At 61.6% G+C, this 15,538-nt stretch carries 11 protein-coding genes, 2 pseudogenes and 1 other annotated feature; of the genes and pseudogenes, 11 read left to right on the top strand and 2 right to left on the bottom strand.

The genetic code is table 11. From position 1 onward, the window contains the following. The coding region (locus tag L0V05_RS20360; RefSeq protein WP_234873332.1) for a M10 family metallopeptidase C-terminal domain-containing protein at positions 1-1,263 on the bottom strand (1,263 nt) is incomplete at its 3' end. Positions 1,264-1,834: 571 nt separating this feature from the next. On the opposite strand from L0V05_RS20360, the pseudogene L0V05_RS20355 reads away from it, so the two are divergent. Then, positions 1,835-3,063 (top strand): annotated as a pseudogene (locus L0V05_RS20355) (IS3 family transposase). Beyond that, positions 2,116-2,232, top strand: a sequence feature (AL1L pseudoknot). (Overlaps the previous pseudogene by 117 nt.) Before the next feature lie 164 nt (positions 3,064-3,227). Here the strand turns inward: L0V05_RS20355 and L0V05_RS20350 are convergent. Continuing rightward, the gene (locus L0V05_RS20350; RefSeq protein ID WP_234873331.1) at positions 3,228-3,752 is read right to left on the bottom strand and encodes an RrF2 family transcriptional regulator; all 525 of its coding nucleotides are present in this window, start codon (positions 3,750-3,752) and stop codon (positions 3,228-3,230) included. 54 nt (positions 3,753-3,806) lie between these two features. Here L0V05_RS20350 and L0V05_RS20345 point away from each other — a divergent pair, with 54 nt between their 5' ends. The 10 genes and pseudogenes from L0V05_RS20345 to L0V05_RS20300 all read left to right on the top strand — a co-directional run bounded on the left by L0V05_RS20345 (position 3,807) and on the right by L0V05_RS20300 (position 15,521). Continuing rightward, positions 3,807-4,205: a hypothetical protein gene (locus tag L0V05_RS20345; RefSeq protein WP_234873330.1), complete on the top strand. Its 399-nt coding sequence runs from the start codon at positions 3,807-3,809 to the stop codon at positions 4,203-4,205. Continuing rightward, the gene (locus tag L0V05_RS20340; RefSeq protein ID WP_406565999.1) at positions 4,195-6,441 is read left to right on the top strand and encodes a 4Fe-4S binding protein; all 2,247 of its coding nucleotides are present in this window, start codon (positions 4,195-4,197) and stop codon (positions 6,439-6,441) included. The genes L0V05_RS20345 and L0V05_RS20340 overlap by 11 nt, the downstream gene beginning before the upstream one ends. Further along, positions 6,434-8,380, top strand: a complete 1,947-nt coding sequence (nosZ, locus tag L0V05_RS20335) for a TAT-dependent nitrous-oxide reductase (RefSeq protein WP_234873329.1) — start codon at positions 6,434-6,436, stop codon at positions 8,378-8,380. The genes L0V05_RS20340 and nosZ overlap by 8 nt, the downstream gene beginning before the upstream one ends. A 3-nt stretch (positions 8,381-8,383) precedes the next feature. Beyond that, positions 8,384-9,721: a nitrous oxide reductase family maturation protein NosD gene (locus L0V05_RS20330; RefSeq protein WP_234873328.1), complete on the top strand. Its 1,338-nt coding sequence runs from the start codon at positions 8,384-8,386 to the stop codon at positions 9,719-9,721. Continuing rightward, a complete protein-coding gene (locus L0V05_RS20325; RefSeq protein WP_234873327.1) occupies positions 9,690-10,583 on the top strand; it encodes an ABC transporter ATP-binding protein in 894 nt (297 codons plus the stop codon). Before L0V05_RS20330 ends, L0V05_RS20325 begins: the two co-directional genes overlap by 32 nt. Then, a complete protein-coding gene (locus tag L0V05_RS20320; RefSeq protein WP_234873326.1) occupies positions 10,580-11,401 on the top strand; it encodes an ABC transporter permease in 822 nt (273 codons plus the stop codon). Before L0V05_RS20325 ends, L0V05_RS20320 begins: the two co-directional genes overlap by 4 nt. After that, entirely contained in the window at positions 11,398-11,952 is a 555-nt protein-coding gene (locus tag L0V05_RS20315; protein ID WP_234873325.1) for a nitrous oxide reductase accessory protein NosL, read from the top strand. The genes L0V05_RS20320 and L0V05_RS20315 overlap by 4 nt, the downstream gene beginning before the upstream one ends. A 1-nt stretch (position 11,953) precedes the next feature. Then, positions 11,954-12,874 (top strand): FAD:protein FMN transferase, encoded by a 921-nt coding sequence (locus tag L0V05_RS20310; protein WP_234873324.1) that lies wholly within the window; start codon positions 11,954-11,956, stop codon positions 12,872-12,874. Between the two features lie 228 nt (positions 12,875-13,102). Continuing rightward, a pseudogene (locus L0V05_RS20305) lies at positions 13,103-13,298 on the top strand (IS6 family transposase); the annotation flags it as partial. A 711-nt stretch (positions 13,299-14,009) separates the two neighbouring features. Then, on the top strand, positions 14,010-15,521 hold the full coding sequence (locus L0V05_RS20300; RefSeq protein ID WP_234873335.1) for a sugar ABC transporter ATP-binding protein: 1,512 nt from the start codon (positions 14,010-14,012) through the stop codon (positions 15,519-15,521). Positions 15,522-15,538: the final 17 nt, after the last annotated feature.

The raw sequence follows: 15,538 nt of genomic DNA, 5'->3' as shown, positions 1-15,538 counted from the left end.
CGTCTCGGCCACGACATCGCCCGCGCTGTCGACGTAATAGCTGTCGTTCCCGTCCCCGCCGACCATCGTGTCGTTGCCGCCACCGCCGTTGAGGATGTCGGCGCCCGACCCGCTGGCAAGTACGTCGCTGCCGCCGCTCCCTTTCAGACTGTTGGCAAATCCATTCCCCGTCAGACGATCGGCACCGGCTCCGCCGACGGCATTCTCGATGACCACGCCATGTGCGATCGTGTAGCCACCGCGAATGGGGGCGGCGTAGGAGACATAGCCGCCGCCGCCGACCTCGCCCTTCAAGGTAGCAGCACGAAGGTCTATCGTGACGGAGCGTGAACCGTCATAACGAATTGTATCGGTGCCGCCTGTGTCCCAGATGCATTGGAATGCGGTGCCAGTCCAATTCTGATCAGGCAAGACGTAGGTCGAGTCGCCTAGGTTTGAGTTTGGATTTGGCCCGTATTTTTCCTGAAGCACAGCAAGATCAATGGCCATCATTGTGCCTTCGTAGCCGTAATCATTGATCCAGATCGTGTAATCTCCACCGCTGTTGGTGAGGTACGACGAGCCATAGGGTCCACCTGGCCATCCCTCGTCATAATTCATCACCGAATAGACGCCCTGACACAGGCCACCGATTCCATAGGACCCAACCGGCTGTGTGACGCCCGTCAGGATGGTCGATGTCCCCCCGTCGTCATGCATATGAGCCAAACCAAGCGCATGCCCGATCTCCTCAAGAACAACGGCATAGGTGAATCCACCCTTGTTGAGCATGCTCTGCCCCGTTTCGTAATCGGCCCAGCGCAGGAAGTCGTAATCAAGGCCGACATAGCCGGCATAGGGCTCTCCTGGGGGCACACCGAAACCAAGATAACCTCCCGATGACAGATCAAAACTACCCAAGCGCAACTCGGCTCCGTCCGGGGAACCGACTACGTTGAATTCGACATTTGCGAATTTTGATATCCCAGACAGGACAGAAAGGAGCTGGTTTCTCTGAAAATCGGTCCATCCAAGCGCAGGCCCATCGCCAGTGTAACCGTCAATGTAGGTCCCTGCAGGAGCGAAATAGACATCGATCGTCGATGTCTCTATCTTGGTTCCCCAGTCGATCGCAGTCAGCGGATTGCTCGATATTGCCAGAGCTTGGGTTGTCGGTTGCGTTACCGCACTCAGGTCATCAGGACCCGTTCCGCATACCCGCGTTACCCCTTGAAGTGAGACATTCGGGAACAAGTCGATTGTTCCAACCGAGTTGCTAGCCATTTGTTCCCCTCCCCAAGCGAACAACAAGCCGAAGCATCTCCGTTTTTTTGATTGACCTGCCTCGCTAACAGTCACTCGCAAATGCCGGGAAAACGGAAGTGCACAATTCCAAAATATAGATCTGATTGTTTGTTGTACCAACCGGAGCTTGCTGAGACAAAATGTAGCGAACACGAGGCAGCCTGAGGGCGAAGGCTCGCAAGCGGGTTCCGTCAAAAGGACTTTGCTTTCGTCGGACCGGGCGCCGATGAGCTTCTGACGGTCCTGTCAGAGCAACGTGGCTTGAGGCGGGCTGGCGAGCGCCCCTTTGGCCGACCTATCGGGTGCGGGGCCTCGGGACGATCTAAGGCTGGACTTCGACCGTCGGGCGGACCGGAGTTCCGGAGCGATCAGCTTAGTTCTGCGGCGGTTCGTTGAAGCGTTCACTGGGGCCGCGTCGAGCACCCCTCAGTTCTAAAGGCGTTGCCGAGGAGCGGTGCAGTGGGCATCCTGCTGTCAAACAGCACTCCCACGGGAAATGAACCGCACCGGGTTTGCCGGAGGCTCCAACGCCTGAGTAGGATGGAGCATGATGAGCAAGACGACGAACAAGTTTTCCAGTGAAGTGCGTGAACGCGCGGTGAGGCTCGTCTTCGACAACGAGTGTCAGCATGGGTCGCGCTGGCAGGCGATCGTGTCAATTGCGGCGAAGATCGGCTGTTCTGTCCATACGCTGAACGAGTGGGTCAAGAAGGCCGAGGTCGACAGCGGCAAGTGCGCGGGCATCCCGACCGAGATGGCCGAGAAGTTGAAGGCGTTGGAACGCGAGAACCGCGAGCTGCGCCAGGCGAACGAGATCCTTCGCAAGGTGTCAGCGTATTTTGCGATGGCGGAGCTCGACCGCCGGTCGAAGTGATGGTGGATTTCATTGGAGCGCACAGGAATGCGCATGGGGTCAAGCCGATCTGCGACGTGCTGCCGATCGCCCCTTCCACCTAGTATGATCATCTGGCGAAGCGGGCTGATCCAACTCGCCTGTCGGACCGTGCCCGCACTGATGAGGCCCTGCGGCCTGAGATCCGAAGTGTTTTCGAGGAGAACTGGCGTGTCTACGGCATCCGCAAGGTCTGGCATCAATTGCGCCGCGAGGGCTTCAACGGCGCCCGCTACACAGTCGCAGGGTTGATGAAGGACATGGGTATTCAAGGCATTATCCGGGGCAAGCCGCACAGGACGACGATCCCCGACAAGAAGGCGCCCTGTCCGCTGGACACGGTGAACCGCTAGTTCCGGGTGCCGGCACCCAACCTGCTCTGGGTCAGCGACTTCACCTATGTCGCCACCTTGAAGGGCTTCGTCTATGTCGCCTTTGTAATCGACGCCTATGCCCGCAGGATCGTCGGCTGGCGTGTCAGCACCTCGGCGCATGCGGGGTTTGTCCTCGATGCCTTGGAACAGGCGGTGCATGAGCGCCGCCCTGGGAAGGACATGGGGCTGGTCCACCATAGCGACAGGGCCTCGCAATACCTGTCCATTCGTTACACTGGGCGATTGGCGGAAGCAGGGATTGAGCCCTCGGTGGGCAGCATCGGCGACAGCTACGACAACGGCTTGGCCGCGACGATCAACAGGCTGTTCAAGGCCGAGGTCATCCACCGCCGGGGGCCTTGGCGCTGCTTAAAAGCCGTGGAATACGCGACGCTCGGATGGGTGGACTGGTTCAACAACCGCCACCTCCTCGAGCCGATCGGGAAGGTCCCGCCAACTGAAGCCGAGGCCAACTTCTATGCCGCTCCGGAAACCGAACCCATAGCCGCGTAACTGACACAAATCAGGCTCCGGTAAACCCGGTGCGGTTCACTACAGCCGTGCCATCTGCGCGTCCGTCAGCCAGCAAAGGTTGCTCATCGTCCAGTCTCCTTGCCGAGCCTGAATCATCCCGCAAGCGCAACTTCAATGAGTCCTGACCCTACCAGCTGCTCTCCTCATTTTCCGGGCAAGCCCAGTTGAGCGAAAGCGGTTGGTTCGGACAACACGTCCGCGAGTGTGACTTCGTCGAACACCGCAAGAAATGCCCTTGCGGCCCGTTTCGCTACCAGCGGCAACTTGCAGCAAGGCAGGATGATACAGCTGCCGCCGCCTACCTGGCATTCGAACAGTCCGAAATCTGTCTCAGTCAAGCGCAGGACGTCGCCAAGGTTGATTTCCTTGGGGTCTTTGCCCAAGCGAAAGCCACCAGTCCGGCCTTTGGTTCCGATGAGATATCCGGCCCGTGACAACTCCATCACCACCTTCTTCAGGTGGGATTGGGAGATGTCATAGAAGTTCGCGGCATCCTCGATGGTTATGCGGTCTTCCTGCCTGTTCGCGGCAAGCAGCAGCACTCTCAGCGCGTAATCGGTGAACTTTGTAAGGCGCATTTGCTCGACCTTCTGGGCTTGCAGACGTGTGGATAGCGCCCAACGGCAGCGCGGTGCAATGAGACGAATGGGCGCGCTCAAAAAGGACATTTTATTTGACCCAAATCAAGGAACGTCCGGAAAGGCTTGCGTAGGTCTGTCGGCATGATCGCTCGCATCGCCCAATTCTCCCTCTGCCTTTGCCTCAGCGTCGCCTTGGCAATGCTTGGGATGTCTTCGGCCAAGGCCGAGATACGCATGGGCGTCGCGATCCTGGGCCTCACCGCGATGGTCATCTGTTCTGATGGCGATTCCGAAATGATCTTCGTGGACAATGACGGCAATCCAGCAACTCCGCCGGATCACGGTGCGTGTTCAAGATGTCCTGATTGCCTGTCAGCGGGCGCGGTGTTCCTGAGCGCGGATCGGCCGGACATCACGTTCGCTACCGTGATCCGTACCACAGCCTTGGCGGAAATGGGGACAAGGCTCCCAGCTCTTCACGTGGTTGCGATTCCGATGGCGCGCGGCCCCCCAGTCTGGAAACTTTCCCATGTCGCGTAGCCGTTTCCCCTCCATTCGCAGTCGTCTTGCCATGCCGGCAGGGCTTGCAGTCGCCCTGATTGCCTGGTTCCTCGTTGCCTGCCCCGCACTGGCAGAGGCGGGCTCGTTCCTGGCCAAGTATCTGCCCGAGGTGGCTGCGGGTGAATTCGTTCCCGGTGCGGACGGGTTTGGCCGGATCCGCGACGACGTCGCGGCGGCGCCGGTCCTGAAGGCAGGCGAAACCATTGGCTGGGTATTCGTCACCTCCGATTATGTCGGCACCACCGGTTATTCCGGCAAGCCGATCCACACGATGGTGGCCATCGATCTGGACGCGAAGATTTCGGGTGTCCGGCTTCTTAAGCATTCCGAGCCAATTGTCCTGATCGGCATACCGGAAGCCAAGATCAAGGCACTGGTGAAGAGCTTCGTTGGCGTCGATCTGGCGGCTGAAGCCTTGTCGGGTGGCAAGTCGCATGATGTCGACATCATCTCCGGCGCAACTGTTACGGTGATGGTGATCGATGACTCGATCATCCGGTCGGGCATCAAGGTCGCCCGTGCCCTTTCGCTTGGCGGTCTTGCGCCCGAAGTCGCCACCTCTCCCACGGTCGAGGTCAATCCCGATGCGGCCGCCCCGGCCTCATGGACCGCGATGGAGGGCGACGGAACCGTGCGGCGCCTGTCGCTGGATGTGGGTAAGGTGAATGCGGCCTTTAGGGCCCTGAACGACCCGCGTTCCGACGCGAAGGCGCTGACCGATCCGCCCGAGACCACCTTCATCGACATGCAGGCTGCACTGGTTTCCGTGCCGGGCATCGGCAAGGCGCTGCTGGGGCCAGATGAATACGGCAATCTCGCGGGCTGGCTCAAACCGGGTGACAGCGCCCTGATGATCGCGGGGCGCGGGCAGTATTCCTTCAAGGGCTCGGGCTATGTGCGTGGCGGTATCTTCGACCGTATCGTCCTGATCCAGGATGATGTGTCGGTGCGGTTCCATGACCGCGATCACCGGCGGCTGAATGCCCTGGCCGCAGAGGGCGCCCCCAGTTTCTCGGAGCTTGATCTCTTCCGGATCCCGGCGGACAGCGGGTTCGATCCGGCCAAGCCCTTCCGCCTGCAGCTTCTGGTGCAACGGCAGGTCGCCGCGATCGACAAGGTCTTTACCAGCTTTGACCTGGGTTACCAGCTTCCGGCCCAATACCTGCGACCTGTGGCCGTCGCGGCATCGAAAACGTCCGCCGCGACCGAAGCCGCAACCGGTGTCGCTGCGCAGGACGAGGGGACGGCGCAGCAGAACCTCTGGAAGCGGATCTGGCGCGACAAGCGGGCCGAGATTGCCGGACTGTCGGCCATGCTTCTGGTCCTGACAGGGACCTTCTTCTTCCAGGGCTGGATGACGCGCAACGATCGCGTGTTCTTCTGGTTCCGCATCGGCTTCCTGTCGGTGACGCTGGTGTTCCTTGGCTGGTATGCCAACGCGCAGCTTTCCGTCGTGAACCTGATGGCGCTGTTCGGGGCGTTGGTCACGGGGTTCTCCTGGCAGGCCTTCCTGCTCGACCCGCTGACTTTCATCCTGTGGTTCTCGCTGGCGGCAGCGCTGATCTTCTGGGGGCGCGGGGCCTATTGCGGCTGGCTTTGCCCCTTCGGTGCGCTGCAGGAACTGCTGAACCGCCTCGCCAAGGCCCTGCACATTCCGCAATGGACGCTGCCCTGGGGCCTGCACGAGCGGCTCTGGCCAGTGAAATATATAATCTTTCTTGGACTGTTCGGCGCTTCGCTGATGTCGATCGAACAGGCCGAGCATCTGGCGGAAGTCGAACCGTTCAAGACCGCCATCGTGCTGAAATTCGTGCGGGCCTGGCCTTTCGTTGCCTACGCGCTGGCTCTTCTGGCCGCGGGGCTGTTCGTCGAACGCTTCTACTGCCGCTACCTCTGCCCGCTTGGCGCAGCGCTCGCGATTCCGGCGCGGATGCGGATGTTCGACTGGCTCAAGCGCTACCATGAGTGCGGCAATCCCTGCCAGACCTGCGGCAACGAATGCATGGTCCAGGCCATCCATCCGACGGGCGAGATCAACCCGAACGAATGCCTGAACTGCCTGCATTGCCAGGTCCTCTACCAAAGCCACAAGACCTGCCCGGTCGTGATCCGCAAGGACAAGCGGCGCGCATCGGTGGGCGACGCAGCACCGGTGCTGCGTAACCCGGAGAGCCTGAAGAACCATCCAAACCAGAAAGGAAAAGCCAATGTCTGATACGGAACAGAAGGGACTGAGCCGTCGCGGCCTTCTTGGTGCGACAGTTGGCGGGGCGGCGCTTGCCGGCGCCTTCGGCGGATCGCGCCTGGCGCTGCTTGGCGGCGGTGCCGGACTGTCGGCGCTGGCTGCCGGTGCGGCGCAAGCCGCGGGGCAGGCAGAATTCAACGTGCCTCCGGGCCAGCTCGATGAGTATTACGGCTTCTGGTCGTCAGGCCAGACGGGCGAGATGAGGATCCTCGGCATCCCGTCGATGCGTGAACTTATGCGGGTTCCGGTATTCAACCGCTGCTCGGCCACCGGCTGGGGACGTACCAACGAATCCCGCCGGATCATGCAAGAAACGATGACCGAGAAGACGAAGAACTACCTCGCCGCAAACGGTCAGGTTGTTCACGAAAACGGCGATCTTCACCACGTCCACATGTCCTTCACCGAGGGCAAGTATGACGGCCGCTTCCTGTTCATGAACGACAAGGCCAACACGCGCGTCGCGCGGGTGCGTTGCGATGTCATGAAATGCGACAAGATGCTCGAGATCCCGAACGCCAAGGCCATCCACGGGATGCGGCCGCAGAAATGGCCGGCCTCGAACTATCTGTTCTGCAACGGCGAGGATGAGGCGCCGCTGGTCAACGACGGCACCACGATGGATGACGTCTCGACCTACGTGAACGTCTTCACCGCAGTCGATACCGAGACGATGCGCGTCGCGTGGCAGGTGCTGGTGTCGGGTAACCTCGACAACACCGACGCCGACTATGAGGGCAAATGGGCCTTCTCGACCTCGTACAACTCAGAAATGGGGATGACCCAGGCCGACATGACGGCGGCCGACATGGACCATGTCGTGGTCTTCAACATCGCCGAGATCGAAAAGGGCATCGCGGCGGGCGATTTCCAGGAACTGAACGGCTGCAAGGTCATCGACGGCCGCAAGGGCAAGAACAAGAACTACACCCGTTACATCCCGGTCGCCAACAACCCGCATGGCTGCAACATGGCGCCGGACAAGAAGCACCTTTGCATCGGCGGCAAGCTGTCTCCGACGGTGACGGTGATCGACGTGACGAAGCTCGACACGATCTTTGCCACCGACGCCGATCCGCGCAGCGTCGTCGTGGCCGAGCCCGAGCTGGGCCTTGGCCCGCTGCACACCGCCTTCGACGGCAAGGGCAACGCCTTCACCTCGCTCTTTCTCGACAGCCAGGTGGTGAAGTGGAACATCGACAAGGCGATTGCCGCCTATAACGGCGAGAAGGTGGATCCGATCCTCGACAAGGTGGACGTGCAGTACCAGCCCGGTCACCTCAAGACGTCGATGGGGGAAACGCTCGAAGCAGATGGAAAATGGCTCGTGTGCCTTTGCAAGTTTTCCAAGGATCGCTTCATCAACGTCGGCCCGTTGAAACCCGAGAACGACCAGCTGATCGACATCTCGGGTGACAAGATGGTGGTCGTGCATGACGGTCCGAACTTCGCCGAGCCCCATGATGCCATCGCCGTACATGCGTCCAAGATGACGAACATCCGTTCGGTCTGGGATCGCAACGATCCGATGTGGGCGGAAGTACGCAAGCAGGCCGAGGCGGACAAGATCAACCTGGACGACTGGCAGGACACGGTCATCCGCGACGGCAACAAGGTCCGGGTCTACATGTCGTCACAGGCGCCGACCTTTGCCCTGGAAAGCTTCACGGTGAAACAGGGCGACGAGGTTACGGTGATCGTCACAAACCTCGACGACATCGACGACCTGACCCATGGCTTCACGCTTGGCAATCATGGCATCGCCATGGAAATCGGCCCGCAGGCAACCGCTTCGGTGACCTTCATTGCGGCAAATCCTGGCGTCTACTGGTACTATTGCCAGTGGTTCTGCCATGCGCTGCACATGGAGATGCGCGGTCGGATGTTCGTCGAACCGAAGGCCTCCTGACCGATGCGCCCGGCTCTTGCCCTGATCGCTCTGCTGCTTGCCACCGACCTTGCGTCGGCGGCGGAAGTCATCGTCGCGCCAGGGCCGGGATCTCTTGCAACCGCCATCGCCGGGGCGTCCCCCGGCGATGTGCTACGCCTCGGCGCCGGGTCCTATGACGGCGGTGTGGTGATCGACAAACCCCTGACCATCGACGGCCAGCCCGGAAGCCTCATCGACGGACACAATACAGGCAGCGTCATCACGGCGACTGGCACCGATATCATCCTGCGCGGCCTGACCATCACCCGTTCGGGCGGTCGCAACGAACAGATCGACGCGGGCGTCAAGATCGTCAAGGGCGCAGCCCGCGTGACTGTCGAGGGCAACCACCTGATCGACAACATGCATGGCGTTGACGTTCATGGCGCCACAGACTGCGTTGTACGGGACAATGTGATCGAGGGGCGCCAGTCGCCGCGCATGCTGGATCGCGGCAATGGCGTCTATGTCTGGCATTCGCCGGGTCTGATCATCGAGGGCAATGACATCCGTTGGGGCCGGGACGGGATCTTTTCCAACACCTCTTCCAAGGACATCTATCGCAACAACCTGTTCCGCGACCTGCGCTTCGCCGTCCACTACATGTACACGAAGGACAGCGAGGTATCCGGCAACATCTCGATCGGGAACCACCTTGGCTTTGCCATCATGTTCTCGAACAACGTCGAACTCGTCGGCAACATGAGCCTTGGCGACCGCGACCATGGCGTGATGCTGAACGCCGCCAACAGTGGCGATTTCGTGGGCAACCTGGTGCGGGGCGGAACGAAGAAATGCCTGTTCATCTACGATGCGAACAAGAACCTGATCGCCGGTAACCGGTTCGAGGGTTGCGGCATCGGCATCCATTTCACCGCGGGGTCCGAGCGCAACGCGCTGACAGGGAATGCCTTCATCGGCAACCAGAACCAGGTGAAGTACGTCGGCACCCGCGACATTGAATGGAGCCTGGAAGGCCGGGGCAACTTCTGGTCCGACCTCGCCGCCTTCGACCTGAACGGGGACGGGCTTGCCGACAGCGCCTTTCGCCCGAACGACTTGATGGACCATGTCCTGTGGTCGCAGCCTGCCGCGCGCCTGCTGATGGGCGCGCCTGCCGTCCAGCTTATCCGCTGGAGCCAATCCAGCTTTCCCGCGACGCTTCCGGGCGGCGTGGTGGACAGCCACCCCCTTATGTCACCGCCCGTCATCGCCGTGTCCGACAGGATCGCGACGATGGAAGCGGCAGCCGCCGGTCGCTGGACTGGCGCAGTCATTAATGAAACCGATGCCGATCCTGACAGTCTCGTCTCTCAGTAAATCCTATCCGGGCCTCAAGGCCCTGTCCGATGTGTCGCTGACCGTCGGTTCCGGCGAACGTGTGGCGCTGCTTGGTCACAACGGCGCGGGCAAGTCGACGCTGATGAAGATCGTGCTCGGACTGATCCCCTATGACGGGGGCACGGTGACGGTCCACGATGCGGCACCCGGTTCGACCGAAGCCCGGAATCATGTGGCCTATCTGCCCGAGAATGTCGCCTTTCATCCGGCCCTGACCGGGCTTGAGCAGCTTTGTCACTACCTTGCCCTGCGGGGCGAACCGGCATCCAAGGCCATGCCACTCTTGAGCCGCGTCGGTCTGGAAGCAGCGGCGAAGCGGCGGATCGGCACCTATTCCAAAGGCATGCGGCAAAGGGTCGGGCTGGCGCAGGCGCTGATCGGCCATCCGCGCCTGCTGATCCTCGATGAGCCGACCTCGGGACTGGACCCCGTATCCCGGCGCGAATTCTATGCTTTGCTCGACGGCCTTGCAGCCGAGGGGGCGGGTATCCTGCTGTCCTCACACGCCCTGACCGAGGTCGAGGCGCGGACGGATCGGATCGTCATCCTCTCGCGGGGCATAGCCGTTGCCGAAGGGACCCTGACCGAGTTGCGCCGGCGGGCGGCGCTGCAGATCTCGGTGCAGATCGTTCCGGCTGCGGGGGCCGAGGCGGCGATTGCCGCGGTCTTTCCGCAGGCTGAACATCGTGCCGGGTCGCTGCATCTTGCCTGCCAACAGGACGAGAAACTGGCCTTGCTCGCCCGGATCGCATCCCTTGGTGACAAGGTCGCGGATGTCGAGGTTCAGCCCCCCAGTCTTGAGGACATCTACAGCCATTTCAGCAGGGGGGCAGCCGCATGAAGCGCATTCTTTCCACCGCCCGAACCGAGGCCCTGATCGCCGCGCGCAACCGTTGGGTCGCCATTTCGATCGCCATGATGGCACTGTTTTCGCTTGTTCTGGCCGCTGCCGGATCTGCGCCGACCGGCACGCTCGGGGCTGACCGGCTTTCGGTGATCGTGGCGAGCCTGACCAGCCTTGCCGTCTATCTGGTCCCGCTGATCGCTCTTCTGATGGCGTTTGACGCCATCGCCGGCGAAGTTGAACGGGGGACTCTGCCGCTGTTACTGACTTACCCGGTCTCTCGCGCTGAAATTCTTCTTGGCAAGCTCCTGGCGCATCTGGCGATCCTGGCGCTTGCCGTTGCCTCCGGCTACGGAATCGCGGCCTTTGCCGCGCTCTTTTCCGATACCGATGCGGCCGAGGGTCTCCCGGCTCTCTGGCGGCTATTCTGGTCGTCGGTCCTTATGGGAGCGACGTTCCTTGGGGCTGGCTATGCGCTGTCGGCGCTTTCCCGTCGGCCCTCCGGAGCTGCGGGTCTGGCGGTCGGCCTGTGGCTTGTGGCCGTCGTGCTTTACGACCTGGCCCTGCTCGCCGGTATCGTGGCGAGCGGCGACGGGGTCTTCACGCGCCACATCTTTCCGGTCGCCCTGCTGGCGAGCCCGGCCGATGCATTCCGGCTATACAACCTTGCCGCCTCGCAGGCGACGGCTGCAGCCGCCGGCACCGCCGGGGCGGCAAACAGCATTCCAGTCTGGCAATCGCTGCTGTCGATCCTGCTTTGGCCCATCGCGACGGTTGGGCTTGCCATCGCCGCTTTCCGCAAGGTGACGCCATGAAACGTCTGTTGCTTGCGCTCGTCCTGGTTCTGTCAGCCTGTCGCGAGGACGAGGCAAAGCCCGATCCCGTCGCCCTGACACCCGAGGCGACCGGATACTTCTGCCAGATGAACCTGATGGAGCATGCGGGACCAAAGGCACAGGCGCATCTCGACGGTCTGCCCGGAATGCCGCTGTTCTTCAGCCAGGTGCGCGATGTGGTCGCTTTCGATCGGATGCCCGAACGCGACAATCGGATCGTCGCGATCTATGTCAATGACATGGGGGTTGCCCCGAGTTGGGAAGACCCCGGGACAACCAACTGGGTTGATGCCGAGAAGGCGGTCTACGTCGTCGGCTCGACACGGATGGGCGCAATGGAGGCGCCGGAATTCGTGCCTTTTGCCGACCCGGCACGCGCCGCGGCTTTCGCGGCGCAATATGGCGGCAAGGTTATGGCCCTTGCCGAGATTCCCGACAGCGCGGTTTTCCCCGTTGAAGGCAGCGCCGGCGGCGACGATGCCGACTATGCGGCGCGCTTGCGTGCCCTTGCCCCCAAGACAGGAGATTGACATGCCTCTGACCCGCCGTCGTTTCCTGGTCATCGCGGCAGGGCTGCCGCTTGTTTCCGCGAAGCGCGGTTACTCGGCGACCGATGAGTTGTACGAATGGCGCGGCGTGGCGCTTGGCGCCGATGCGGTGATCCGCCTTATCCATCCGCAGGCGCCAGACCTGGTCTCTGCCGCGGTCGCCGAGATCCGCCGGCTCGAGCAAGTCTTCAGCCTCTACGATGCGCAATCGGCTCTATGTCAACTGAATCGTGACAGGAGGCTAACCGCCCCCCCGGTCGAGTTGCTTGCGGTTCTAGCCCTGTCCGGACAGGTGCATGCGGCCTCTGACGGGGCGTTTGATCCGACTGTGCAGCCGCTCTGGCAGGAATATGCTAAAGCCTGGGCCAAGGGAGCGGCGCCTTCGGACGATGTGCTGATAGATGCACAGGAATTGGTTGGATTCGCGCGTGTCTCTTACTCTGAAGAGGAAATTCTGCTGCAACCGGGAATGGCACTTACCCTGAACGGCATCGCTCAAGGGCAGATCGCCGATCGAGTGGTGGCACTTCTTGGGACCGCAGGCGTGCAGAACGTTCTTGTCGATGCAGGAGAAATTGCCACGCTTGGCCGGGCGCCAGATGGAGGGGAGTGGCCCGTCAAAATAGCCGGATCAAGACGAGTCGGTTTGTCGAACCGCGCCCTCGCGACCTCTGCCCCGCTTGGAACGGCCTTCGATCCAGAAGGCCGTGTCAGTCATATTCTGGACCCGCGCAGCGGCAAGCCTGCTGCGCGGATTTGGCGCCAGATAAGCATAAGTGCAGGAAGCGCTGCTGTTGCCGACGCGCTTTCAACCGCTGCGTGCTTGCTGCCGGACGACACCTCAATCCGGCATTTGCTTTCCAAATTCGATCACGCGGTGCTGGTCGATTTGCAGTCTGCTTGATCTCGGTGACCAATTTCGGCCCTGCCGAATGTGGACGCTCCATTTGTGCAAAGATTGATTTGAGCTGCAGTTGATCTCGCGAGCTGCGGTCATGTGTCCGGCCTGATGGCTCAGCGCAAATGGCCGCTGTCCTTGATGAAGTAAGCTTATCGGGTCCCGATCAGAAGAACATGCACCGTCAGAAGAAGGTAGGCTGAGACCAATGAGCCACCCGCTTAGTCCGGATGGATACCCAACCCCGCCCCCTTCCTCTGCTTCTTTACCAGCACAGAGATCATCCGCTTGGCGCTCACGATAAATGTCCGTTTGCCGCTTTCGCTTCGCAATGTCCGAGTGCCTCCTCCACGCGCGGGACATTGACATCAGCCACGAGACGGTGCGGTTCTGGTCGAACCAGTTCGGCCTGATGTTCACTGCGGGAATCTGACAGCAGCGAGTCGAAGGGATCAAACAAGTCATCGCGTTGGCACTTCGACGGGAACTCGCTGATGTGATGTGGTCCTGACTTCAGACCTATGCGTTCGAACAGAGTGAAGATACAATATATTTCAGATGTTTATAGGTAGAGAAGGTTCGACGGCAGGCCCCTCCACTCCGCCACTTGCCCCCACGAGAGTGCCTTCCCTATCCGGTTGCGTCCGGATTTCTTGCGTTGTTTGCGAAGGTTGCGCGGGAGGGGCTGAGGACCGGGTCTTCCGACCATGGAAGCGAGGCTTCACTCCCTAGTCCCTAGATGACCGCCTCTACCAGTCTTAGTCCTGCCCTCTTGGTCGGTCAGTTGCCACTCTGCCTGTGCGGGGTACCCGGCAGAGCGGCGGCGTCGGTGTCGGCGTAGACCTGGCTGGCGGTCACATGACAAAGCGGATCGATTGGAGAACAGCATCCGGGACGTCACGAGGTTTGGTGTTCGTGCCACCTTGATCCGGCCTCTCAGATAACTGCCTTTGAGACCAGCTTTGTCATTTCTTTGCAGGCTGGTCCGGGCCGCCAGTGATCCGGTAGTCCGAGAAACTGAAACGAATCTGCATTCTTCTGCCGGCACAGGCGGAGGAGTGTTGACATCCAACTGGAATATCAGATACCAAATGGCAGAATTCCATCGATGCGGCCCTGGGGAGGAGATCGCGTGAACTCGATGATCACTCTGCGCGGGCTGAACAAAAGCTTTGGGGCGACCCATGCCGTAAAGGATGTCTCCTTCACCCTCGAGGCAGGCGAGGTGCACGCGCTGGTGGGCGAGAACGGTGCAGGCAAATCGACCCTGATGAACATGATGGCGGGTGTCCTGACGCCGGATTCCGGGCACATTCTGTTGCAAGACACGCCCCGCGCCCTGACGTCGACCCTGATGGCGGCGCGGGCGGGGATCGCGACTGTGTTTCAGGAACTCAGCCTTGTCGACGGGCTGAGCGTAGCCGAAAACATCTGCGCGGGCCATGCGCCGGTGCAGTTCGGGCTGATCGACAGTGGGGCGATGGCGCGGCGGGCAACGGACCTGCTGCATCGGCTTGGCACGGACCTGCCTGTCTGGCGACCGGTGGGCTCGCTTCTGGCCGGGCAGCGCCAACTCGTGGAAATCGCCAAGGCGATCGGCCAACTCTATCATCCCGAAGCCGCCGTCCCGCGGCCGGTCCGCGCGCTGATCCTGGACGAGCCGACCTCAGCGCTTACGGCGGATGAGAAGCTGCGCCTGTTCGCCGCGGTTCGGGAGCTTCGGTTGCAGGGTGTGGGGATCATCTACATCAGCCACCACCTGTCCGAGGTCGTGGCGTTGGCCGACCGGATCACCGTTCTGCGCGATGGCGCTACGGTCTGGACGCGCCCCGCGGCGGGCCTGACAACCGAGGATTTGGTCAGTGCAATGGTGGGACGCGAAGTGCTGCGCGCCCCGCGGGATGAGGCCGTGCCGGGGCCGGAGATGGCCCGGCTCGAGGGAGTGACGCGGGCGGGGCAGGTGCGGGACTTGACCCTGTCGATCCGCGGCGGCGAGGTTCTGGGCGTGGCCGGTCTAGATGGATCGGGGCGCGAGACAGTTGCACGGCTGCTGGCGGGCGTCGAACTGCCCGAGCAGGGGCGGATCACCTTGGCCGGTGCGGCCCATCCGGGAACGTTGCGCCGGGCGATGAGTGCCGGCGTGGCCTACGTTCCGGACGACCGAAAGACGCTCGGGCTGTTCCTCGATCTGTCGATTGCCGCGAATGCGGTGGTGACCGACCTGACCCAGGTCGCCCGAGCCGGGATGATGCGAGAGGCGCTCATCCACGTGGCAGGCGTGGAACTGATCGCGGATCAGGGTGTCAAGGCAGCAGGGCCGGATATGTCGGTGCGGTCGCTTTCGGGCGGCAACCAACAGAAGGTGCTGCTTGGCAAATGGCTGCGCCGTGCTCCGCGTTTGCTGGTTGTGGAAGAGCCGACAAAGGGCGTCGACATCGGCGCCAAGCAGGACATCCACATGCGCATTGCCGCGCTGGCGCGAGAAGGTGCGGCAGTCGTGATCGTATCTTCCGATCTCCCCGAAATCCTGGAGCTTTCCGACCGGATCGCCGTGATGCACAGGGGGCGCTTGACCGGGATCGTCGACGCACGGTCGGCAACCGAAGAATCCGTCATGGCGCTCGCTTCGGGTCTGGTGGAGGACGCCGCGTGAACGGTGAGGCTGTTACA

The organism is Alitabrizicola rongguiensis (assembly GCF_021491355.1).
In the GTDB taxonomy this organism is placed as follows: Bacteria; Pseudomonadota; Alphaproteobacteria; order Rhodobacterales; family Rhodobacteraceae; genus Aliitabrizicola; species Aliitabrizicola rongguiensis.
Note: the sequence above shows the minus strand (reverse complement) of the source record. Positions and strands in the feature narration are given on the sequence as shown.

Bases quoted from the DNA above. Each gene is read 5' to 3' on its own strand.
- L0V05_RS20315 (WP_234873325.1), top strand. From the start codon at position 11,398: ATGAAACGTCTGTTGCTTGCGCTCGTCCTGGTTCTGTCAGCCTGTCGC.
- L0V05_RS20345 (WP_234873330.1), top strand. From the start codon at position 3,807: ATGATCGCTCGCATCGCCCAATTCTCCCTCTGCCTTTGCCTCAGCGTC.
- L0V05_RS20350 (WP_234873331.1), bottom strand. From the start codon at position 3,752: ATGTCCTTTTTGAGCGCGCCCATTCGTCTCATTGCACCGCGCTGCCGT.
- L0V05_RS20330 (WP_234873328.1), top strand. From the start codon at position 8,384: ATGCGCCCGGCTCTTGCCCTGATCGCTCTGCTGCTTGCCACCGACCTT.
- nosZ (WP_234873329.1), top strand. From the start codon at position 6,434: ATGTCTGATACGGAACAGAAGGGACTGAGCCGTCGCGGCCTTCTTGGT.
- L0V05_RS20300 (WP_234873335.1), top strand. From the start codon at position 14,010: ATGATCACTCTGCGCGGGCTGAACAAAAGCTTTGGGGCGACCCATGCC.
- L0V05_RS20320 (WP_234873326.1), top strand. From the start codon at position 10,580: ATGAAGCGCATTCTTTCCACCGCCCGAACCGAGGCCCTGATCGCCGCG.
- L0V05_RS20310 (WP_234873324.1), top strand. From the start codon at position 11,954: ATGCCTCTGACCCGCCGTCGTTTCCTGGTCATCGCGGCAGGGCTGCCG.
- L0V05_RS20340 (WP_406565999.1), top strand. From the start codon at position 4,195: ATGTCGCGTAGCCGTTTCCCCTCCATTCGCAGTCGTCTTGCCATGCCG.
- L0V05_RS20325 (WP_234873327.1), top strand. From the start codon at position 9,690: ATGCCGATCCTGACAGTCTCGTCTCTCAGTAAATCCTATCCGGGCCTC.